Annotated in this window: 20 protein-coding genes and 1 other RNA gene; 4 read left to right on the top strand and 17 right to left on the bottom strand. The window is 43.2% G+C overall.

The window, feature by feature from the left end; all coding sequences use genetic code 11:
- The first annotated feature begins 136 nt into the window (after nt 1–136).
- A complete protein-coding gene (rnt, locus tag MHN32_RS07635; RefSeq protein WP_010606467.1) occupies nt 137–811 on the top strand; it encodes a ribonuclease T in 675 nt (224 codons plus the stop codon).
- Nucleotides 812–857: 46 nt separating this feature from the next.
- Here the strand turns inward: rnt and MHN32_RS07630 are convergent, their stop codons facing one another.
- Nucleotides 858–2,510, bottom strand: coding sequence for a FapA family protein (locus MHN32_RS07630; RefSeq protein WP_206471620.1), 1,653 nt, complete (start codon nt 2,508–2,510; stop codon nt 858–860).
- A 689-nt stretch (nt 2,511–3,199) separates the two neighbouring features.
- On the opposite strand from MHN32_RS07630, the gene ssrA reads away from it, so the two are divergent.
- Nucleotides 3,200–3,556, top strand: a transfer-messenger RNA (tmRNA) gene (ssrA, locus tag MHN32_RS07625).
- Nucleotides 3,557–4,165: 609 nt separating this feature from the next.
- Here the strand turns inward: ssrA and MHN32_RS07620 are convergent.
- The 8 genes from MHN32_RS07620 to MHN32_RS07590 all read right to left on the bottom strand — a co-directional run bounded on the left by MHN32_RS07620 (nt 4,166) and on the right by MHN32_RS07590 (nt 10,792).
- Nucleotides 4,166–5,302: a zonular occludens toxin domain-containing protein gene (locus MHN32_RS07620; protein ID WP_239421434.1), complete on the bottom strand. Its 1,137-nt coding sequence runs from the start codon at nt 5,300–5,302 to the stop codon at nt 4,166–4,168.
- Nucleotides 5,303–5,312: 10 nt separating this feature from the next.
- Nucleotides 5,313–5,636, bottom strand: coding sequence for a hypothetical protein (locus tag MHN32_RS07615; protein ID WP_239421433.1), 324 nt, complete (start codon nt 5,634–5,636; stop codon nt 5,313–5,315).
- Nucleotides 5,629–7,572: a collagen-like protein gene (locus MHN32_RS07610; RefSeq protein WP_239421432.1), complete on the bottom strand. Its 1,944-nt coding sequence runs from the start codon at nt 7,570–7,572 to the stop codon at nt 5,629–5,631. Before MHN32_RS07610 ends, MHN32_RS07615 begins: the two co-directional genes overlap by 8 nt.
- An 89-nt stretch (nt 7,573–7,661) precedes the next feature.
- On the bottom strand, nt 7,662–7,796 hold the full coding sequence (locus tag MHN32_RS23725) for a hypothetical protein (protein WP_275440285.1): 135 nt from the start codon (nt 7,794–7,796) through the stop codon (nt 7,662–7,664).
- Between the two features lie 24 nt (nt 7,797–7,820).
- Nucleotides 7,821–8,087 carry a hypothetical protein gene (locus MHN32_RS07605; RefSeq protein WP_239421431.1) on the bottom strand — a complete coding sequence of 89 codons (267 nt, stop codon included), beginning with the start codon at nt 8,085–8,087 and terminating at the stop codon, nt 7,821–7,823.
- Between the two features lie 10 nt (nt 8,088–8,097).
- Nucleotides 8,098–8,415, bottom strand: a complete 318-nt coding sequence (locus MHN32_RS07600) for a hypothetical protein (RefSeq protein WP_010377253.1) — start codon at nt 8,413–8,415, stop codon at nt 8,098–8,100.
- Nucleotides 8,416–8,513: 98 nt separating this feature from the next.
- Nucleotides 8,514–10,541 (bottom strand): replication endonuclease, encoded by a 2,028-nt coding sequence (locus MHN32_RS07595; protein WP_239421430.1) that lies wholly within the window; start codon nt 10,539–10,541, stop codon nt 8,514–8,516.
- An 8-nt stretch (nt 10,542–10,549) separates the two neighbouring features.
- A complete protein-coding gene (locus tag MHN32_RS07590) occupies nt 10,550–10,792 on the bottom strand; it encodes a DNA-binding protein (protein WP_239421429.1) in 243 nt (80 codons plus the stop codon).
- Nucleotides 10,793–10,853: 61 nt separating this feature from the next.
- Here MHN32_RS07590 and MHN32_RS07585 point away from each other — a divergent pair, with 61 nt between their 5' ends.
- Nucleotides 10,854–11,303: a hypothetical protein gene (locus tag MHN32_RS07585; RefSeq protein WP_239421428.1), complete on the top strand. Its 450-nt coding sequence runs from the start codon at nt 10,854–10,856 to the stop codon at nt 11,301–11,303.
- Between the two features lie 401 nt (nt 11,304–11,704).
- Here MHN32_RS07585 and MHN32_RS07580 read toward each other — a convergent pair whose 3' ends face one another.
- From MHN32_RS07580 to MHN32_RS07565, 4 genes are read right to left on the bottom strand one after another with little or no spacing between them, the layout of a single operon-like run.
- Nucleotides 11,705–12,271 (bottom strand): DUF2726 domain-containing protein, encoded by a 567-nt coding sequence (locus MHN32_RS07580; protein ID WP_239421427.1) that lies wholly within the window; start codon nt 12,269–12,271, stop codon nt 11,705–11,707.
- The gene (locus MHN32_RS07575) at nt 12,268–12,534 is read right to left on the bottom strand and encodes a hypothetical protein (protein WP_239421426.1); all 267 of its coding nucleotides are present in this window, start codon (nt 12,532–12,534) and stop codon (nt 12,268–12,270) included. Before MHN32_RS07575 ends, MHN32_RS07580 begins: the two co-directional genes overlap by 4 nt.
- Complete coding sequence (locus MHN32_RS07570; RefSeq protein ID WP_239421425.1) at nt 12,513–12,980, bottom strand: hypothetical protein; 468 nt, start codon at nt 12,978–12,980, stop codon at nt 12,513–12,515. The genes MHN32_RS07575 and MHN32_RS07570 overlap by 22 nt, the downstream gene beginning before the upstream one ends.
- A 54-nt stretch (nt 12,981–13,034) precedes the next feature.
- Entirely contained in the window at nt 13,035–13,175 is a 141-nt protein-coding gene (locus MHN32_RS07565; RefSeq protein WP_239421424.1) for a hypothetical protein, read from the bottom strand.
- Nucleotides 13,176–13,250: 75 nt separating this feature from the next.
- On the opposite strand from MHN32_RS07565, the gene MHN32_RS07560 reads away from it, so the two are divergent.
- Nucleotides 13,251–14,243 carry a tyrosine-type recombinase/integrase gene (locus MHN32_RS07560; RefSeq protein WP_239421423.1) on the top strand — a complete coding sequence of 331 codons (993 nt, stop codon included), beginning with the start codon at nt 13,251–13,253 and terminating at the stop codon, nt 14,241–14,243.
- A gap of 13 nt (nt 14,244–14,256) precedes the next feature.
- On the opposite strand, the gene MHN32_RS07555 is transcribed toward MHN32_RS07560, so the two are convergent.
- From MHN32_RS07555 to MHN32_RS07540, 4 genes are all read right to left on the bottom strand, one after another.
- Nucleotides 14,257–15,198 (bottom strand): DUF4062 domain-containing protein, encoded by a 942-nt coding sequence (locus tag MHN32_RS07555; RefSeq protein WP_239421422.1) that lies wholly within the window; start codon nt 15,196–15,198, stop codon nt 14,257–14,259.
- A 588-nt stretch (nt 15,199–15,786) separates the two neighbouring features.
- On the bottom strand, nt 15,787–17,316 hold the full coding sequence (locus tag MHN32_RS07550; protein ID WP_239421421.1) for a serine/threonine-protein kinase: 1,530 nt from the start codon (nt 17,314–17,316) through the stop codon (nt 15,787–15,789).
- Complete coding sequence (locus tag MHN32_RS07545) at nt 17,313–17,891, bottom strand: hypothetical protein (protein WP_239421420.1); 579 nt, start codon at nt 17,889–17,891, stop codon at nt 17,313–17,315. Before MHN32_RS07545 ends, MHN32_RS07550 begins: the two co-directional genes overlap by 4 nt.
- Nucleotides 17,884–19,569 carry an ATP-binding protein gene (locus tag MHN32_RS07540; RefSeq protein WP_239421419.1) on the bottom strand — a complete coding sequence of 562 codons (1,686 nt, stop codon included), beginning with the start codon at nt 19,567–19,569 and terminating at the stop codon, nt 17,884–17,886. The genes MHN32_RS07545 and MHN32_RS07540 overlap by 8 nt, the downstream gene beginning before the upstream one ends.
- Between the last annotated feature and the right edge of the window lies 1 nt (nt 19,570).

The raw sequence follows: 19,570 nt of genomic DNA, 5'->3' as shown, positions 1-19,570 counted from the left end.
ACTAGAGCTTATCTCTACCAATTCGCGCTATTTAGAGTTAAGCAATAAATGTACCATACTAAGCGCTCTCAAGCTGCTCGCTTCTTGTCGAGGTATCAGTATAATAGGCCGCTAAATTTCACAAACCAAGAAGATTATGTCTGATACCGAGCAAACGCTATTTTCAAAACGCTTTCGCGGCTTCTTTCCTGTAGTTATCGACGTGGAAACCGCTGGCTTTAATAAAGATACTGACGCCCTACTAGAAATTGCCGTCAGTATGTTAAAAATGGACGATGACGGGGTATTAAGCTTAGATCAGACAGTACACTTTCATGTTGCGCCTTTTGAAGGCGCAAATATTGAGCAAGCTGCGATTGACTTTAATGGCATTGATCCATTTTCACCACTCAGAGGCGCAGTTGCGGAAGATGAAGTGCTGAAAGAAATTTGCAAAGCCGTGCGTAAAGCCCAAAAAGCCGCGGGCTGTCAACGCTCCGTTGTCGTTGCCCATAATGCCGCTTTTGATCACGGTTTTTTAAATGCAGCGATTGAGCGTAACAAGATAAAACGCACACCTTTTCACCCATTTGTCAGCTTTGACACCACTTCACTTGCCGGGCTTGCTCTAGGGCAAACGGTGCTTGCAAAGGCATGTCGTGCAGCAGGTATCGAGTTCGATAACAGTCAAGCACACAGTGCACTTTACGACACAGAGCGCACCGCAGAGCTCTTTTGCTACATAGTCAACAAGTGGCAAGCATTAGGTGGCTGGCCATTACCAGAGCCTGAAGCCGAGTCAGAACCTGATTCAACAACCGACACCGAATAATAAAAATGCCAGCAAATCCAGCTGGCATTTTTATAAGTGCTCGTTTTTAAGCTATTTCTGCGGTTTTGGCAGTCGTAAACTGCTGCATGATCTTACCTTCATGCAATTTAACGAAATTAGGCGGGTAAATTCGTGAAAACAGTTTAGTGTCTCTCGCTATTTTCACTTCAGTTCCGGGGTGCATGAGCTCATTAACAGTGACTCGACTCAAGCGTGCTAATCGATGTATTTTTTGCTGTATTAACCCGATGTTACGCTGATTACGGCCGTAGTGTTTGTTGATTTGCATTTCGCTGTGCTGCAACTTGGCAAGATATGCATCTCGTTTTTGCGATTGCGGCGACGCCTGTGCTTTATTCATGGCTTGTTTAATATCGATGACTTTGGACGCCAGCACCTTTTCCAGCTCCACTAATTCGCGGTGCTTATCGTGCAAACTATCCCAATCTTGGGCTAATGAAATACGCGTTCTTGTGCCTGATGGTGCTCCAAGTTCACCCGTTTCAATACGCATGGCATCCAATACATTTCCGCCAATCAGCTTGCCTCTGGGGGTTTCACCTTTACCGATTTTGATTAAACGCTTGGAAGCCAAGTCACAATGCAAGGCTTGACGTTCAATGAGAATATCTTGTTCGCTTTCAATTCGGCAGTACTGCGCATAGCCTAACGAAACACTGCGCTTTGCTTTAATCGAACACGAAAAAGGTTCGCCTTCGGTGCGCTTACGGCCAATGGTGCCAAGCATTATCGTGACCGCGCTACCACTTTCAAGAATGGCCGATTCCACAAAGCCAATAACAGTAATATCGCCCGAAGCCTTAACACGCATTCCATCTTTAATATCACCGCTCACAATCACGCTGCCATCAAACTCAACATGCCCAGTCGTCACATCAATGTTTTCATAACACAGCACATCGTCAACACGCATGCCACGAGGAACGGCTACAGGCACGCCTTTTGAATCGGCAATAAGCAGGTTCTTATCGTTGGGATCGAGCTTGGTGCCTTCTGACACCTCAAGTGGCGCGTCTTTGCCTGGTTTAGGGTCAATCACGTCACCAAACACGGTATAGCCCGGCTCGCCTTCAGTTGGCGGGACTTTTTTCATTAATGGGCTGCCCGGCTTTACGGTGATGATAGCACCTAAGTTGCGCATATCGACTTTACCGCCGCTCGATTCTTGCGGGCTGAGCACTCTGTCCTGCGCTGTCATACACAGGCGCACAAACCGTGCGTCATTGCCATCTTTGGCTCGTTGACCATGCGCAACAATACCATTGTAAGTGTGTCCAGGAGGGAGTTCTAACTGCTGACCGAGAAGATTATCGAGGGCTTTGCCACTGACACCTTTTTTAATACCAGCTTGCTTTAATGCTTGTTTGGCTTTGTTCATACAAACCAACTTACCGCCTCGGGCTGTGGTTACTCTCGCTTCAGCAAGCATGTTGCCTTCTTCAATACGCACAGAAATAGACGCATCGATAGCGCGAGCCACAATCAGCGAGTCCTGCTCGGGCGTCTCACTAGCAGCAAATAATTGACCTATATTGGCATGAATGATTTCAAAATCCGCATATGGCGACTCCTCAATCATCTCTATCAATTGAGACGAGCTCGCCGGAAATCCGGATTCCACTGGATGAGAGAGCAAGTAGACATAGCCCTCATCCTCATCAAAACGAAATAATGACATTCATCAACCCTGAAAAGTATGCACGATCTTATTGTTATGTTGTTATTTTTAATGCAGCGAACTCATTTGAGCATAACTTCGCCAAATTGTTAAGCTTAACATTACCTGAACTGCTACAAATTATAAATGAATGTAAATCATTCCGTGCATTAAAAGTACAACTTATTATTTTCCTTAGATTTATCGACTTTACAGTGCAGAACTTTAGACAAACTTTGGGATTTCACGCCAAATGGCGGCAAATTCATAACTAAGTCTCACCAGCGTTTGCGTTTGGCCACAGATAGGGTAATTTCAATCCATGCGAAAAGAAAATGAATTTTTTGGGGACAACCACGACAAAATACATACATCTCTGTTTTACCGACTCTAATAACTACCCACACGTAAACGTTTGCTATCGACAGCTCAAGGGCTAGCAAAAGCTTAATCTTATCACGCACTGTGTGAATCAACTTGATGTGAGTGCAGCGGATTCAGGGTTAACGATCATACAAATCCAAACAATAAACTCATTTACATCACCCTATATTTGTCTCTATGTGTATTTATCGGTGAGATATTAAGCAAATACACATCTCCCAGCGTAAATCACATGCTAAGCCATTGTAATGGCATTAATCCTATGTATAATGCGAGACATAGTTAGTTGTTAGATGTATAAACACTAACAGTACTGAATTTATTCAGGGGCTGATTAGGATTCGACGGGATTCAAGAAGCCTAAGGTGCATGTCGAGGTGCGGCTGGCCTCGTAAAAAAGCCGTATTTAAAGTAATCGCAAACGACGATAACTACGCTCTAGCGGCATAATAGCCCGCTAGCACTCCTCCATGATATTCTTGTGGATCTGGTTCTGGAGTGTCACCCTACACAAGATCGCTACGGAAACCCTGGCCGGGGTTGAAGGGCTAAAACTAAGCGGCCTCGCCTTTACTTATCGTGTTCGTCCGAGATTTAAAGGTTAACCAAAAGACGATACTAAACATGTAGGACCGAAGGTCGACGCTTTCCGGACGGGGGTTCAAACCCCCCCAGCTCCACCAAATTTTAGCGTTATAAATCAACCAGTTAGAGAGATTTTCTTTAACTGGTTTTTTTACGCCTGAAGCAAAGTGTCCACATCGTGACCACATTTGTTTTTTGAAAGTCCGCAATTTGTTCATCAGGGCGGTACATTGCCACAGTTCAAAAATATTTTTTCTGCGCGCATGGCAAGTTTTGTGAACAGGTAAAAACGGAGTGTGCTTGCGTTAACCATCAAGGGGCACGCCCCTTAATAATCCCCTTAGCTTTGACTTCCATGAATAGGTTTTGTTTCGTGTGGTGGTTTAGGTAATCTTACGCATCTTGCCAGTTTTCAAGCTCCTTGCCATGTATGGAATGTGGTCGGGATTCTCGGTTAGGAACTCGACCATTTGTCTGATTTCGACCTCTGATTGACAGGGAACCCAAAGCGTAACCTTGTTAAGTCCCCTATCCTTTTGCTTTTGTTCATACCGCTGATTACGTGTTTTCATGTGTCACCAGTGACGGGCTATGTATGTTGCCCTTGTTGATGTAGCGTGAATTGGTTTGTGGTGTGCGGTTGGGAAGCGCCAAAAGCGAAATTCAGACAAGCTGAATTGCGCTTTTTTGGGCGCTTCCGTTAGCCGTTACTCTGAGTACAACTTCGATGCAGCATCATCAGGGATTTGATTGAAGATATCGCCCATCGGTTTATACCTAAAAATGGCCGCTAACGTTTCCCCAATGTACGCCTCGATACCGATTTCTGTGTTTCGCAATCGATACCCGAGCATCAATAGTTCATTGCGATTGAACCTATCGATGAGCTGTTTGGATTCGGTTTCGACGACCAGTGTTAACTCAACAATTTGCCCCTTGTAAATTTCAGAGTACGTAACATATGCGCGGTTTGTTTGTATGAGTTCACGCATTCGTTGTTTTGGATCACTCGATATATTGACCCGTTTAGGTTTGGGTGTTGCCTGATTGGTGTTTGTCTCGGTCGACGTTGTGTCGGTTCTTGGCGTCGTTTGCTCACTGGCCTGTTTAGATTTGTCATCAACGATTTGTGTTTCACCACTAAACAAACTCGATAGATAGTAAATGGCGTAAGCAAAGATGGCGATAAAAAATGGCAAGTAAAGCTTAAAACTCTTTGATTTAAACAGGTTTACCCTATCGTCTTGGTAGACGTCTTTGTTATTGGTGTCCTGTTGGTGACTGAGGTATGAGCCAAAGTATTTAGGGTCGTAAGTATCTGTGCCTGATTTGATTTTCTTGAAAACAACATCACTTTTTTCACCCGACATAATGCCTTGGTACATTTCCCATTTGTACTTTTTATCGAGTCCGACCATAGATAATTTTAGAAACGTGATTTTGCGCTCAACTCGTCGTTTCCATGTTGTATGGCAGTCAGCCAGTGCTTGACCCATACACACAATGTCCATCCCCTTATGACGGTGTTCGGCAATAAACTTGGTCATTTCATCACTGAGTTTTTGACGCCCAGAGGGGAAAAAATTTTGTAGCTCATCGATAACCAGCAATGAATCATTTTCCACGTGTTTATAGACCTCAGTAACTTGCTCTTCAGTAATTTCGGTATAGAGTTCTTTAAGCTCATCGACCGTCTTACCTGTCAGCTCGGATACTTTGTCGTAGTTAAAGCCATTGAGTCGAGCATACACTTTACGACCTCTTTCGAGGTTGGGAATAATGTGCTTAACAATGGCTTCGTAACTTTTGCCAGAGCCTGGCAAACCCTCATGGAAAATAATCATTGCTGTGTCCTTACCACTGGAATAGTGTTAATAATTTTCGGGTGAGTCGGAATGTATACCCAAGACCAATAATCGCCAGTGCATCAGCAAACCCCGTTACCCCGAGCAAATACGCGACATCATTAGGGATAGCGCTAGAAAAGCCACTAATCCCACCTTGGATAAAATCAGGGGGCTCTATCATCGAAAACACATGCCTGAATCCCTCTAATATCAATGAAAATACCTGTAATGACAGCCACATTAGGGCATTAATTACAAAGAGGCAGACACCATAAAACCACTCGACCAGTGCTTGCCATGTGGCGATTAGCCAATCTATAAAATCATTCAATTGCTATCCTCCATGCAAAGAACGCTGCGCACAGCATTAGAATTGCTCGAATGAGCGGTAAAATATCCTGAACCACAGGACTACAAAATTGGTCAATTGATACCTCGAAAGATGCGTCTAAGACTCGAACGTTAGTTGACCATGTAGGACATGAGCCACCAAATGAGGTTTGGAAAAACCCGTTGACGGCCTCGAAAATCGGCTCTTTTTTCATTTCGGTGACGTGTTCTTCAAGTACCGTTCCGAAGTTTTCTTCTTCCCAATCAAATTCCGCGATTTCAGTCCATGCATCGGGTTTTGTTTCTAAATCTAGCGCTGGTTTTTCACCGTCATACTCGGCCATTTTGGTTAATAAATCGGTCTGTTTTTTCAGCTCTTTGTTAGTCTCACCAATAGCAGCAATAATGCCGTCCTCATCAACACCATTGATATCGGTTTCAGTGCCATCCTCACAGATGATTTTTGCGTCGCCTTTTTCAGCACCTGCAACCGTAGTGCATGATTTGCCATTTTCTAATGTTGCTGAGGTCTCAGCACAAACGATACTCGCCCCATCAGGCGTGGCAATAACAGAGCAGTCTTTGCCGTTCTCACCATCGACACCATCAGCGCCCGACTCCCCTTTTTCGCCTTTATCACCCTTATCACCTTTTTCACCTTTTAGGCCGTCCGTTCCTGATTCCCCTTTTTCACCCTTTTCGCCTTTCTCGCCTTTTTCACCATCTACGCCGTCAACACCGTCAACACCATCTTGGCCACGTTCGCCCTTTATACCGCGTTCGCCTTGGTCACCCTTTTCCCCTTTCTCGCCCTTTTCGCCTTGGTCGCCTTTTAACGTGCCTGACTGGATTAATTCATTGAGTTTGGTTTGCGATATAAACGAGGCTTCGATAGCTGAGATGCGCTGATTATCGAGCGCGCTGGATTCGGCGAGCATGCGAACCTGATTCCAGTTGATTGCGATAGCGCTATCTGGGCAATCCACTTTGAATATATCGCCGTCCCTTGTTGCGGTGCAAAATTTATCCTCATATTCAGGCTCTGGATTCGGGCTGGATGCGTTGCCGCAGCTCGCACCTGTAAATGTCGTCCCATTAACTGGAGACCACATCGTGTGTGAATCAGTTTGATGCTCGTTAATCCACACATTAGCAGTCACTTCACAATAGGCCATTGAGCCGTCAGGTTTACGCCCGTTCTCAACACAGCGTAATTTTGAGCTATCAGGATACTTATCATTGGGCGTAGTAACCGAGTAAAAACCCGCATCATTAGAAACTAAATCACTACACTTTTTAGGTTCTTCAGGGACTTCATTCGGTTGCAATCGGCGGTAGCACATTTCGTCGGCTTCACCATCACGTACCCAAATACCATCGCGTATGCTAATACGCAATTTTGCGGTATGCCTTGGCGAGCTGTCAGACGGACAGGATACGCTATCCTCAATGGTTCTAACGTGGTTTGCACTAAAGCGTTGGCTATACTCGCGAAGTTCGCAGTCTCCCTTCCAGTTTTCAACACCCTGAACGCCCCTTACTTCATTGTCACTAACCCATTCATAGTTAAAATGGCAACGACTGGCGCCATATGCCTCAGCCTGACTACTCCAAACACCACGACATGCTTCTCCTGCGGTTTCTCCCTCTGAAATGGATGTTGACGATGTGTCACACTGATACTCGCTGATAGTTTCAACTTTCGGACGTCTCGGGTCACCGACGTCATATTGAGTCGCTAAATCCGTTGCGGCCATTACCCCAAACGCGCAAATTGAACCTAACAGCAACACCAACCACAGGCGAACGATAAACCATGCTGTTTTTAATGGATGGCGCAGCATGTAGCATGCTAACCGCCACAATGACCGTGCGAACCTATTCAGATTCGAAGCCGCGAATGACTGCAACCGCGCAGGCGATACCCAGTGACGCATACCATAATCCCCATATCATTTGTAAACCCTCTGTGTTTAGATCAAAAAAGCCCCGCGAAATGAGGGGCTTTGTAGACTTGGCGTGTTGGTTAGCGGAACCAGCCGATTACCTTGTTGTAACCCCACTTAGCAACGCCCGGTGCGATTTTAACTGCTGCAATTGCAGTGATTGCCGCCACGATTGTTGCTGAGTCAACTGCGCCTGTGATACCTGAAAAGTCCATAATGTTCTCCTTAAAGTGTGTGTTTTATGGTTTGTCGTGTTCTGGCCGAAACCAGTTGATTACTGTTCCATAGCCCCAAGAGACTAAGTAACAAAGAATGACCAAACTGAAGCCAGCCATGAAAAGCATCTGTGCATCAGCTTGGGTAATTGCGCTTGGGTCAAAGAGACTTGAACCAAGCAAGAACTGTTGATATTCGTTAGGCTCAAGCAGTACAAAGCCCGTGCAATCGTCTATGGATTGTGGCGTTGGTTTGAGTTCGCCATATTCGAGCTGTACGCAAGTAGCCATGATTTCCCCCTTACTTCGCTTGCTGTGTTGCAATGGAGTTCAAGCGGAAGCCTTTCCATTCCATTTGGCGTGCTACGTTTGCGCCCTCGTAATATTCAAGGTTCAGTAGTACAGGTTTTAAGCCCCACCCGTTCGGGTCGGATTGGAGTTTTTCTAGCTGCGAGAATGTGCCGTTAGCCATTTGGTCATTCGTGACCTTTACCGTCCAAATGCTCGCGGGGCTTTTGGTGTGAAATTTAAATTCAGCGGTTTCAGGCAGTGGCGCGCCTTTGTCGTCCGTACGGTTAACACGTTGTAAGTCTGTGATTGCACCTTCAATACTGGCCATGGTTATTGCTCCTTTGAATAGTCTTCAATAAGTTGATGTTGTGACCGTAGTAGGTCGTTTAATTTGCTGTGTTGCATGTGAATTCCTTAGGGTTACAGTTAATGACACAAGTCCAAGGCGACTTCGTCGCTACCGACTACAGAAAGTGCCTCGTAATCCATAAACAAACACATGTTCTGATAGTCTTCGATTGCGCAGGATTCTAAGAACTGCATTTCTTCAACGCTTGGTTGTTCAAAGCGGCCATCATCTACCCAGTTCTGGATAGATTCAGATACTCCGAGCATTATCTTGCGCTGCGATTGAATGTCTTTTTCAGTCAAGACTTGGTTCGTACCGCGACGGGTAATAACCACAACCGAATCCCATGCAACGCCTAAAATACGTTTGGCTGGCATATCGCCATATTTGGTGGTGAAGTACGGGCTATTAGATTCACTGCGGCTGATTTCCCCTGTGATTTGGTCAACGATGTCAGGGATTTGATAGTGAATGCGTACCGCTTGGTCTTTACGTTTAACCTGCACACCACCCATCGCAAGACAAAAAGCCGCCCAATCGGAAGCGTCGGCCGCAGCTCTTACTTTCTCAAGGGCGTAACGGGAAACCGTGTCTAAGTTTGTGTTCATAGAGTTTGCAACCTCACATTTGCCGCTTTCACCCATGCCAAGGCGTCTAAGTTCGCGCCATGTGGTCACACTTGGGCCACCGATTTGCTGAAAACGTCTGATATTAAAAGTACTCGCCCATGTGGATGCGCGTTCGGCGGCATCAGCGGGAGCGATTGAGATTTTTCCCGCTTCAGAGCAAGTCACTTGATTGATGTGTTCACCGTTAACAGCTTTGGTGATGTATTTGGCGATATACCCCGCAGCACTGCCCTTTTTCGGGTCGATGCTGATTGCCTTAAAACGGGTTGATGATGTACGGACTTCACTCGGTGTGTCTTCAAGTGCCAAGGCTTTAAGGATTTTTCTAGCCTTAATCGCTTGGCCTTTTTCCATAAATAGCAGCATGTGCCAGTGTGGACAGCCGTCATGATGAGGCTCTACCACACGGAAACCATAAGGGCGAATATCTGATTTTGCGAACAATGCCCTTGCACGTTTCCATAGGTCATTGAAATAGTCCTGTGCATCGTTCGGTGTTGAGCCGTTGTATTTGCGGTTAGGAATGCCGCTTGCGTGTACCGAGTGAAAACGACTTGGCGCGGTGATGGTATAAAACTCTCCACGGTGGCCGAGTGTCTTTGAACACTCTTCAAAGCCACGAATGCGCACCATGAGTTCAGCGGCTAGCTGTTTACCAGACGTTGAACTTTTAGCAGCAACGTCTTTCAGTGATTCAAATTCATCAAAGGGGCTGGCATCATTTGGCACAACATACAAATCATTCATGATTGCGTCTGATTTGGCGTTGCGTTCGCGCTTGCTGCGAATCGTAAATTCGCTGACATAAGGCGATGACTTCTTATGTACGGTACGCATATCACGGGCTAGTTGCTCGATAACCAATGCTTGTTTGGTACGTAAACGACGACGCCACCAAAGCGGGCAAGCCATGCGATTTAGCGCACCTTTCAATAGGTTCATAACACTTTGACGATAGGCAGGAGAAAGCTTTGAGCGCTCAGCAGGTGATAACGTAAAGTAGTCATCATCAAATGTAGGTGGTTCAATGCAGTACACTCGAAAGTCAGCGCATAGTTTTTTATAGAGCTTGTAAGTCGGTTCACTGCACTTCAAGCGCAATTCGAATAAACGTGCCTTGTCTTCTGCGATTTCGCAAAGCTCATCATCAGAGACACTAAGATTAATACCACCTAAAGTAAGTACCCTATCGGCCTCTAATAAGCGTTTGCGTGCTTCAGCGTAACCAAAGAATTTTTCGGTAACCAAATAACCATTAGCAAGCATGACCGCTAAGTTGCTATGGGTATGTAGGATATCAGAACGCAATTGGTGACTATCGAGTTTTGATTCCGCCAAACGCTCTTTGTTCGGCAATTTAGCGCGAGCAAGGATAGCCGCAGCACTGGTATCAGGTCTGATATCAGCAACGGCATTTACCGCTGATTGTGCAGGGAATGTTTTTTCAAAAATCGTCAATTGGCGTTCGTTAAGCATGGCTAGCCCTACCCTTGAACTTGAAATTCTAAATTCGCGGCTTTGGCTGCCTCTGCATATAATGCAACCATGTTGATATATTTTTTGACACGAGCAGGATTCTCGTGAGGTGCGCACGGCGGGGTGTATGTGGGTAAGCGTCCATTTGCTACAGCATTAACCACATCCTTGACCTTTTGACCTTGCAGCCTAGCGTATTCGTCATACGTCAAAATAGGCGATGCGAGAGATAAAATTAATTGGTTACTCATGTTATATTCGTCTTTGTCTGTCTGAAACTAACGAAACGAAGCTTAGATATAGAAATTTTCTATGTCAATAGATATTTTCTATACTTGCGTGGATTTTTTACATATGAAAATAAACACAACTATCGAAGTGCTTGAAAAACTAAGGGTTTTATATGATTCGAAAACTCTAACTGAGCTGTCACGAAAATTAGGGAAAAACTCAAGTTGGGCTGCACAAGCTAAGAAAAATGATGCAATTCCGCTAGTAGAGTGCAGGCAAGCGTGTATTGATTTTGAAATTTCAATGGATTGGTTACTGTTCGACTCTAAAGGTACTACACTAGATAAAGCTTCAGTGCTGGAGGAAATTCAAGAGGGACTTTACGAGTCTAAGGAACTTGGAATTTTGGATGAAATAAGTGTAGAGCAACTAAAAGCGACATCTGTACTTATACTTAAGAGAATTGAAAATTTGGTAACTATCGAAAGTAAAGATAGAATCACTCTAGGTAATGCCAGAGAAGCTAAATAAACTTAGCTAGCTTTAAGTGAACGAAGATTACGATTTGCGTTATATATTAATATATATATAATTCGAGAGCCCATCGAAGCGGCAACTTTGATGGGCGATTACATTTCAATGCAGAAATGAAGCTTTAATCGGGAGTCGATCTATAGTGTGTAGGCACTTTGATCGTCTTTCCGTTCTGCTTTTTAGTATGTGATTTAACATATACTTTTTTCTTATTGGCTTTTGTCTTTGCCATAATTTTACCTTTTAAAGGGAAACTGCCCTATCAGACGTTGGTTAAATCACAACCAACGCTCAATCATTATACTATTTTATTTGATTATGAAAAGTGAATAGGTCTTCTGAGTCGATATCAACTTAAAGCGATTGTCCAAGAGGCTAACAAGCTTAAAAATAATAAGTCAGCAAACCCTTCCAATACTACTCTGCTCAGACTTTGTTGTCGAAAAAGCTTGATACACCACTTTTGCTACCTCATCTATCTTGTATGCACGTTTGGCATCAAATTGGTAAAGCTTTAAGCTGGCACTGATACAAGCTTTTTCTAACAGTGCATCTCTTTCCTGTCGTGATTTTTGCTTATGCGATTTATCATTTAACTCAATGGCCGCTAGTACCTTAGAAGTTTGTGGGTCACATAAAACATAATCGAAATGTTTTGAAGATATAGCATTAAAAGACTTCTGCCATAGTGATCGGTCTCCGCTAACATCTGGTTTTAAAACATCAGCAACTCTAACCTTTGAAAAGATAACCGCCTTACTTCCAATCACTGAAACTAAAACGTGATAAAAACTCAATTCGGCGGGAGACATTAACTCTGATATTTGCTTGTATTTAAAATCAGACTGCTTAGGTTCGTCGTTCTCGGTACTCCCCTTTTTAGAGCTTTTGGCCGCGAATACAACAAAGAGAGCCATAGCCAAAAAAAGTAAACCTATTAAAGTGTATTCTGTGATGAAGTTCATTTTACAATCCTTAGTGCCCTGTCAGGCTCGATATTTTCCTTTAACAACCTCTGTTGATAGAGGTCAAACTTTATATCCCATAGACGCTTAGCTTCAACTCGCTTTTCTATGGGTAATAATTTTATAGCTTGGTACTCCGACAATAACAACATGGCAAGTTCGCCTAACGGCATATCTTGCTCGCCTTGTTCTTTTAATACGAAAAAGAAAATCAAAAATACTAATATAAAACAGAGCAATGCTAGCGGTAGCTCGATATACATTGACGAACCTTGATATTTGACCAGCTAAGAATGAAGTTTGTTGAGATTAAAACTGCTGTTGTATTTACAATAACGGTGTAAAAATCATAAAACCAATGTGTTTGATGACGATATACAAATGCTAAAAAGTGCATAGCTAAGTATGCCGACATATTGACTATCGACATTAGATAAGCGAGTTTAACTTCACTTGCATGGCGTTCTTTAGTCATCGTATGAACAACGAATATTGCAAATACGGTAAACGCATCATAAATAAGCCAATTAAGATAATACGCATTAAGTGCAAAATATCGTCCCCCATCTTGTACAAGTTCACTCATGAAGAAGCTGGCCGAGTATGAGAGCGCGTAACAAACAGCTGCATACTTAATTGATAAATTCTTATCTTTAAAAAATGCCCACAAAGCAGCCGTGATCATTAAACAAAAAACTAAGGTGTCCATGGCCACTACCTGAGACCATGAACTGAGTAAATTAACTTCTAACATGGCAAACGTTTAACTATTAACCGTGCTAGTTTTAGTTACCTTTGCCGTTGCAGGCTCTTTTTCCGGTGGAACTACGACTGCACCACCATCACGGCCACCTGATATTTTTTGAAGTAAACTTAAAGGGATTGTTGATTTTTGGAATTGCATCGCTGTAACCTCCATTTGTTGCGATTCAGGGTATATTAATTTTTTGTAAAGTTTTGGTCAATGGAGTTTCGATGTATGACTATAAAAAAAGTGGCAAGTGGGTATAAAATAGACATCAGGCCGTGGGGAAGCGATGGCCGAAGGATTCGAAAGGTGTTTCCTACCCGAGGTGAGGCACAAAGATATTTAAACCACATGGTCGCTCAAGCTGAGGACAAACCTTGGAAGCAAGAAAAAACGGATCTCAGAAAGCTATCAGATATCGTCGCAACGTGGTACAAAATTCACGGCCAAACTTATACCGACCCGCAAAAAGCACTCAATAAATTAGAGATGATGTGCGAAGCATTCGGTAACCCAATTGCTCAATCATTCAGCTCAAAAACGTATGTTGATTGGCGTGGTAACCGAATGACAGGTGAAAAGGCTATTTCAGGTAAAACGGCCAATAATGACTTGGCACTTATCAAGGGGGTATTCAACAAGCTAATTGAAGTGGGTGAAATCAACTACCCGAATCCCCTAACTGATGTTAAACCATTTAGGCTACAGCAGACCGAACTTGCTTTTTTAACTGAAGATGAAATACAAACAGTGCTTAACGAGCTTAAACGCTCGTCAAATCCGCACGTCTATATCGTGGCAAAAATTTGCTTAGCTACTGGATGCCGAATAAGTGAAGCATCTTCACTAAAAGGTTCTCAAGTGATCCACTCCGGTGGTAACTGCAAAATTATGTTTATGAAGACCAAGGGCAAAAAGAACCGTACAGTGCCAATCACTCAAGCACTTTATGATGAGATACCCAAAAAATCAGGGCCACTATTTGCAGATTGCCGAAAGGCATTCGAACGAGCTATAAACAACACAGATATTATTCTACCAACTGGTCAGTGTAGCCATGTGTTAAGGCACACGTTCGCCAGTCACTTTATGATGAACGGAGGGAATATATTGGTATTACAACAGATACTAGGCCATGCGAAGATAGAGCAAACGATGGTTTACGCACACTTCGCACCGAGTCATTTAGAAGATGCTATTAGGTTTGGACCTAAAATTGAATGATAAACATAGAGTGTTACCAAGTTAGAGCTTCGCCTTTTATATGTTTATAATCTTGTAAAGCGTCACTTTTATCAATAAAATCAAGGATATAATCTTCATCAAACTCTAATTTCCGTAAAAATTTTTCTACTGAATCACTATCCTCGAATGCTTCATATATTTTGTTGTTGTCGACAATTTCTGGAAGTATGTCCCTAATATAACTAATCAGGGGTGAAGAAAAAATACGCTCCATTCTCTTCTGCTTAAGCTTAGCATTAGAGTTTTCAATTAAGCTCTCAAAATTTTCAGGCTGAAGCTTTTCCATAATAGTTTCAGTATATTCTTTGAGAACTGAACTTATTCCCTGCAAGCCAGATATTTGTGTAGAAAGGTCATCCAAGTTTTTATCAGCACTCTTTTCTGCTAGAAAGTCCGCGAATAGACCTGCCCACTGGTCTCTAAGCCAATTAGCTATATCATCAAACTTCTCAAAATCCTTTATCAGGTTATTCCGTTTCTGAGAGTAAATATCATCAATAAGTTTGAAGATGTTTGTATTATCTACATGAGCATATTCTATATCTGACCTGGTCCTATTCTTCTTGTAAGTATGGTATTCAGAGTGAACATTCTTTTCGATAAAAACATAGATAGGTATATCGCTTTTTCTAGCAGTTTCATATTCTTTTTTTGTTATTGAGTTATAGAACTTTATTCCCATATCCTCTTCACTTGCTTCTGCTTCAGATGCAGGAGCACCGTATCTACCACCTATGATAAGAACAAGAATATGACAGTTTTTAATCTCTTCGTAACATGAAACATCAAGAGGAGAGTCATGATGAAAAGAAATATCACCTTCCTCAAATAATACAGACTCATAACCATAGTTTTCAACGAATGCTTGTATACTATTTCTTATATGTTTCAGATCATAGTATGTAGAGCTGATAAATATCCTAGGCTTGGCCACAATAAATTCCTTAAAAAGTCGACTGCACTTATATAAACATGACCTTTAATTAAAGGCCATCATAGAAGCTAAAGTGTCCACATTGTGCCCACATTCACTAGTTAACACAAGATTCAACTAGCTTACACTAGATTACAAGCTATTGTTTTTGATATAAATCATTGTTTTTAAAAGAGCTGTGAGAAAATCGACGCTTTCCGGACGGGGGTTCAAATCCCCCCAGCTCCACCAAATAGCGACACTGAAACCCCATCAAAACACTGTTTTTGATGGGGTTTTTGTTTATTTATGGTTTGGGAATTGGTTCAATATGGGGTAGATCTGGGCGTGGAATGTCCCCAGTGTGCCCCGAGAAGAATGCACAAAAAAGCCGCATATAGCGGCTTCCAATCAAGTATTTCGGTTTAGAAGAACAGTGGTAACACTGCTTTCAGCACAGCGGCAATCTCTGGGTTAGTTACTGCCAGAGCACCAGAAGCGGCCCTCAAAGTTGAAGAACATCTGAAGAAGAACAACTAAAAAATAGAAGAAAAACTATTACAGTCAATTTAAATTTTTCTTTAAACAGAAGTAATAGTAACTTTAATATTACCAAACACCAAGCCGTTCGTACTGCTGGCGCTTCTGGTTCAGCTTTTCATCAGACTTAACTAACCTAAGTAATGCACGCAAGTAGCCTGCAGACGTGTTGTAGTCTCTGAGCTGTTCACACACTTGCAGTAAACGAGTTAGTATTTTCTTTTGCATAGGGAACAGCTTATTCAGCTTTTCCAGCTCAGCTTTGGCTTCCTCATACCTTGCATTTAGACCAAGTAATGATGCGTAACACAAAGACACATTGAAGTTGTCCGCATCATTGATTCGAGCAATCTCAATAAGGTCCTTTGCTAGATCAATGTTTCGCCACTTCAACATGGCTTTTATAGCAATAACTCGTGCAGATTCAATATCATTATCACCGCTATTCATAAAGACAGAGTGGTTATCTTCTATCAATTGCTCTAAGTCATTCCAACGTTCATCACGGTAAAGGGCGTGACATTGAAGGAACAGTGCATAGTTATTTTTGCTACGCTGATACTCTAGCTGAGCTGTCTTAGCTGCAGCTTTGTAATCAGTATCTTCTAGAGCCTGAGTAACCTCACTAGACCAATCTTTTCGAGTTGTTGTAGTCGTCTTAATGGTATTCTTTGGTGCAATGAAGGCAAGCTGTCTTTGCTTAGAAGCTTGAAAATCCGCTTTCAATGCTTGAATAGAACCATAACGATCTTGTGGATGCTTGTTCAAACATTTCAAGATCACAGCTTCTAATTCAGGGCATACACCAGAGTTGATTTCACTCGGTTTTGCAAAAGGAGCGTGGCTTCTCACCTCGATCTGTGTATCGTGAGGCAAGCGCCCCGTCATTAGCTGATACAACAGCACGCCTAGGCTATATACATCCCCAAAAAGCAACTCTTCCGCTTTTCCCTTACGCGAGCCACAATCACAAAATTCCGGCGCTGAATAAAGCACAGTGCCGCCATTTTCACGCGTTCTAACATAGAACTCTAACGGCAACGCTGAGCTACCAAAATCCGTTAATTTAACCAGATCATTTTGCCCAATAAGTATGTTGTGTGGCTTGATATCGCCATGTGAGATTGGTGGTACCAGTTCAGAAAGGTATTCAACAGCATCCAGAACTTGCTCGAATACATTGAAATAGTATTTTGGTGAGTTAACCGCGACACACTCATACTCGTTGCCAGGAAAAGCTTTCTCGGAACGGTTTAAATGAAACTCACGATTCTCTAATTTCTGGGCTAACGTTTCACTTGGAAAGTACTCCATCTCTATCACGTACAAGTGCTTCTCGGAAGGGATTCTCCCCATCTCAAATACTTGAATCACGTTTGGATGAGGATCTAACCCTATTAACTCTTTGCCTTCTGCTAGTACACGATCTGGTTGCGAGTTTTGTTTTGGAATCTTAATAGCGACAGTTTGCCCATCGGCTAGTCGTTCAGCTCGATAAACCCACCCGTGGGTCCCATCACCCAAACACTCTAACAAATAGTATTTATCCCCAAGCTGTTTATTCGCTTTAGGTAAAAACAGCCCTGCTACTTGATTCATTGCGCCTCCCAAAAGCTAACAGATTGTAGAAACAATTTTTGGCTCACCGAGTCTTCAAAAAAGAAACGATTAATCAAAAGCTGAGCGTTCTCGATACCCGGAATAAAAACACCTTTGCTATTCATCGCGCCATATTTTGCCAATTGATTTAACTCTCTAATATCTGGCGCAGAAACCACTTCTTTGCTCCAAAAAGAAAGCACAAGTAATGAAGGCTTCCTATTCCAACGATGGAAAGCCTCTAACAGATTCATTAACTTTGCTATTAGCTTTGTCTTGTCTGGTGTTGAACCATCATAACGCTCAAACTCAATGACTACTTCTGGTGATTGAGTCGCGTATGAGAACCATACAGAATCTGAACGAATATCATTACCCGCCCCCGATGGTGCAGGTGCCTCGACAACGGCCATAAAACCAAGCTGGTGCCCCAATGTGTTCCAAACACTACACCCTAAGCTATGAACCAGTACATCCTCATCTTTCACTCCCCAACCCGTTAGCACAGGGAAAGTTTTATCGATAAAGGCGTTTTGATTTAGCTCCGCTTTGATCTTGGATACCGTGTCAGCCATCAAAACGCTCCCAGACACTTAGTACATCTGGCGACTCACCGCCATGGATTAGTGCTTTAGTTCCGACTTTAACCAATAGAGGAGCTGGTATCGAACGGCCACAAATCAAGGCTTCACCCGTTGAAAGGCTGGATAGCTCATCAAGGTCTGCTTTACTCACCATGTCTGATGCCTTGGCAATGAATCGTTGGTCATCAGGGTTCTTTAAGCGCATGGTTATTAACGTATTACATTGAGAAGTCACATCGGCATCAAGCTTTGATGGGCGTTGACTAACTATCCCAAAGCCCACGCCAAATTTACGACCCTCACCGGCAATCTTTTTAATAATGCGGTGACTGACAGCATTACCACCAGCTGGCGCAAAGTTATGCCCTTCTTCGTATACCAAAAAGCACGGGCGTGTCTTGTCTGTCTTACTGGATGCAGCGCTTAGAATCTCACTCGATAGTAAGCCACAAACCACCTGTTTAGCGGTATCGCTTAACCCCTGCAAATCAACGACAACCAATCGCCCTTTGCGGTTCGAAGCTCGACCAACCATCTGATAAATATCAGTCGGCTCTTTCATTGCTGCTGAGTAAAAGCTTTTCGCTTCATTCAAAACACGGCTAAGCTTCATTGACGCTACAGCAGCACTTCGTCCGTTGAGTGCTTTGGCTTCTGCCTCAGATAAGTCATCCCAATCACGAAGCTCTTCGATGCCATCACCCAAGAAATAGCGCAAACGGTTAATATCGCGTGGGGTACTCTTATCAACACTACGCCAATAGCGAATCGCGACATCTAGCACACGTTGCTGTGGTTCTGTTAGCCCAGGTAAAATCTCTGAAATATCATCCATTTCAAAGTTATCAAACTGCAACGCCAATGGATGGTTCTTACCAGCATATTTATGATTGAAGGCATCATCCTGAGGTGTATAAACCTGAATACCCGCATCAGCTGCTTGAAGCTTCTCGATCATTGCCTTTATTTCAGGTAAGGCGGTTTGGTCTCGACTATCTTCTACAGAATCAAGGCCATCACTGAACTGCAGCTCACCTTTAGACAACGCTCGCCCATATTCTCCATGGGGGTCGAACACCACAACGGTACCATTATTAAAGGCAACCAAGCGCTCGATAATCCTACCAACTGTATAAGACTTACCAGAACCGGTCATCGCCAAAATGGCCATGTGTTCGGTGACTAGCTTGTTGACATCAAGGTATACCGGTACCGTATTTTCACCTCTTTCATAACCAACAAGGTTACCTAGATGAAGGCTACTATCTTCCTTAAATTCATAGAACTTACTTAAGAACTTAAAATCAACGGTTTCAACTTTAGCGCCAGGATCAAGCGGACGACGAGGAATTTTGATCTGGTTCGTTGCTGGGTCTCGGTATCCCACCAACTCGATAGTGGCATGCATGTTCTCGCCCGTCATATTGGCGCCTGGGAGCAGTTCTAGCTCGGTAACACTGTCCCCGAAGCCCGAATTAAAGAGCATATTTGAGCGATGAATTTTATTTACTCTGCCCAGTACAGCGACATCGAGCTCATCTCTTCGCTCTTGGTGCATAATCCGAACAAACTCTCCTCTTCGCACGGAGAAAGAGTTTTCTACAACCATAGTGAGTTTGTTTGCGTCACCGGTATTACCAACCAATTTACCTAGTACACTGTGTTTCATT

The sequence above is a fragment of the Pseudoalteromonas sp. Of11M-6 genome (assembly GCF_022347905.1).
Classification (GTDB): Bacteria; Pseudomonadota; Gammaproteobacteria; order Enterobacterales; family Alteromonadaceae; genus Pseudoalteromonas.
Note: the sequence above shows the minus strand (reverse complement) of the source record. Positions and strands in the feature narration are given on the sequence as shown.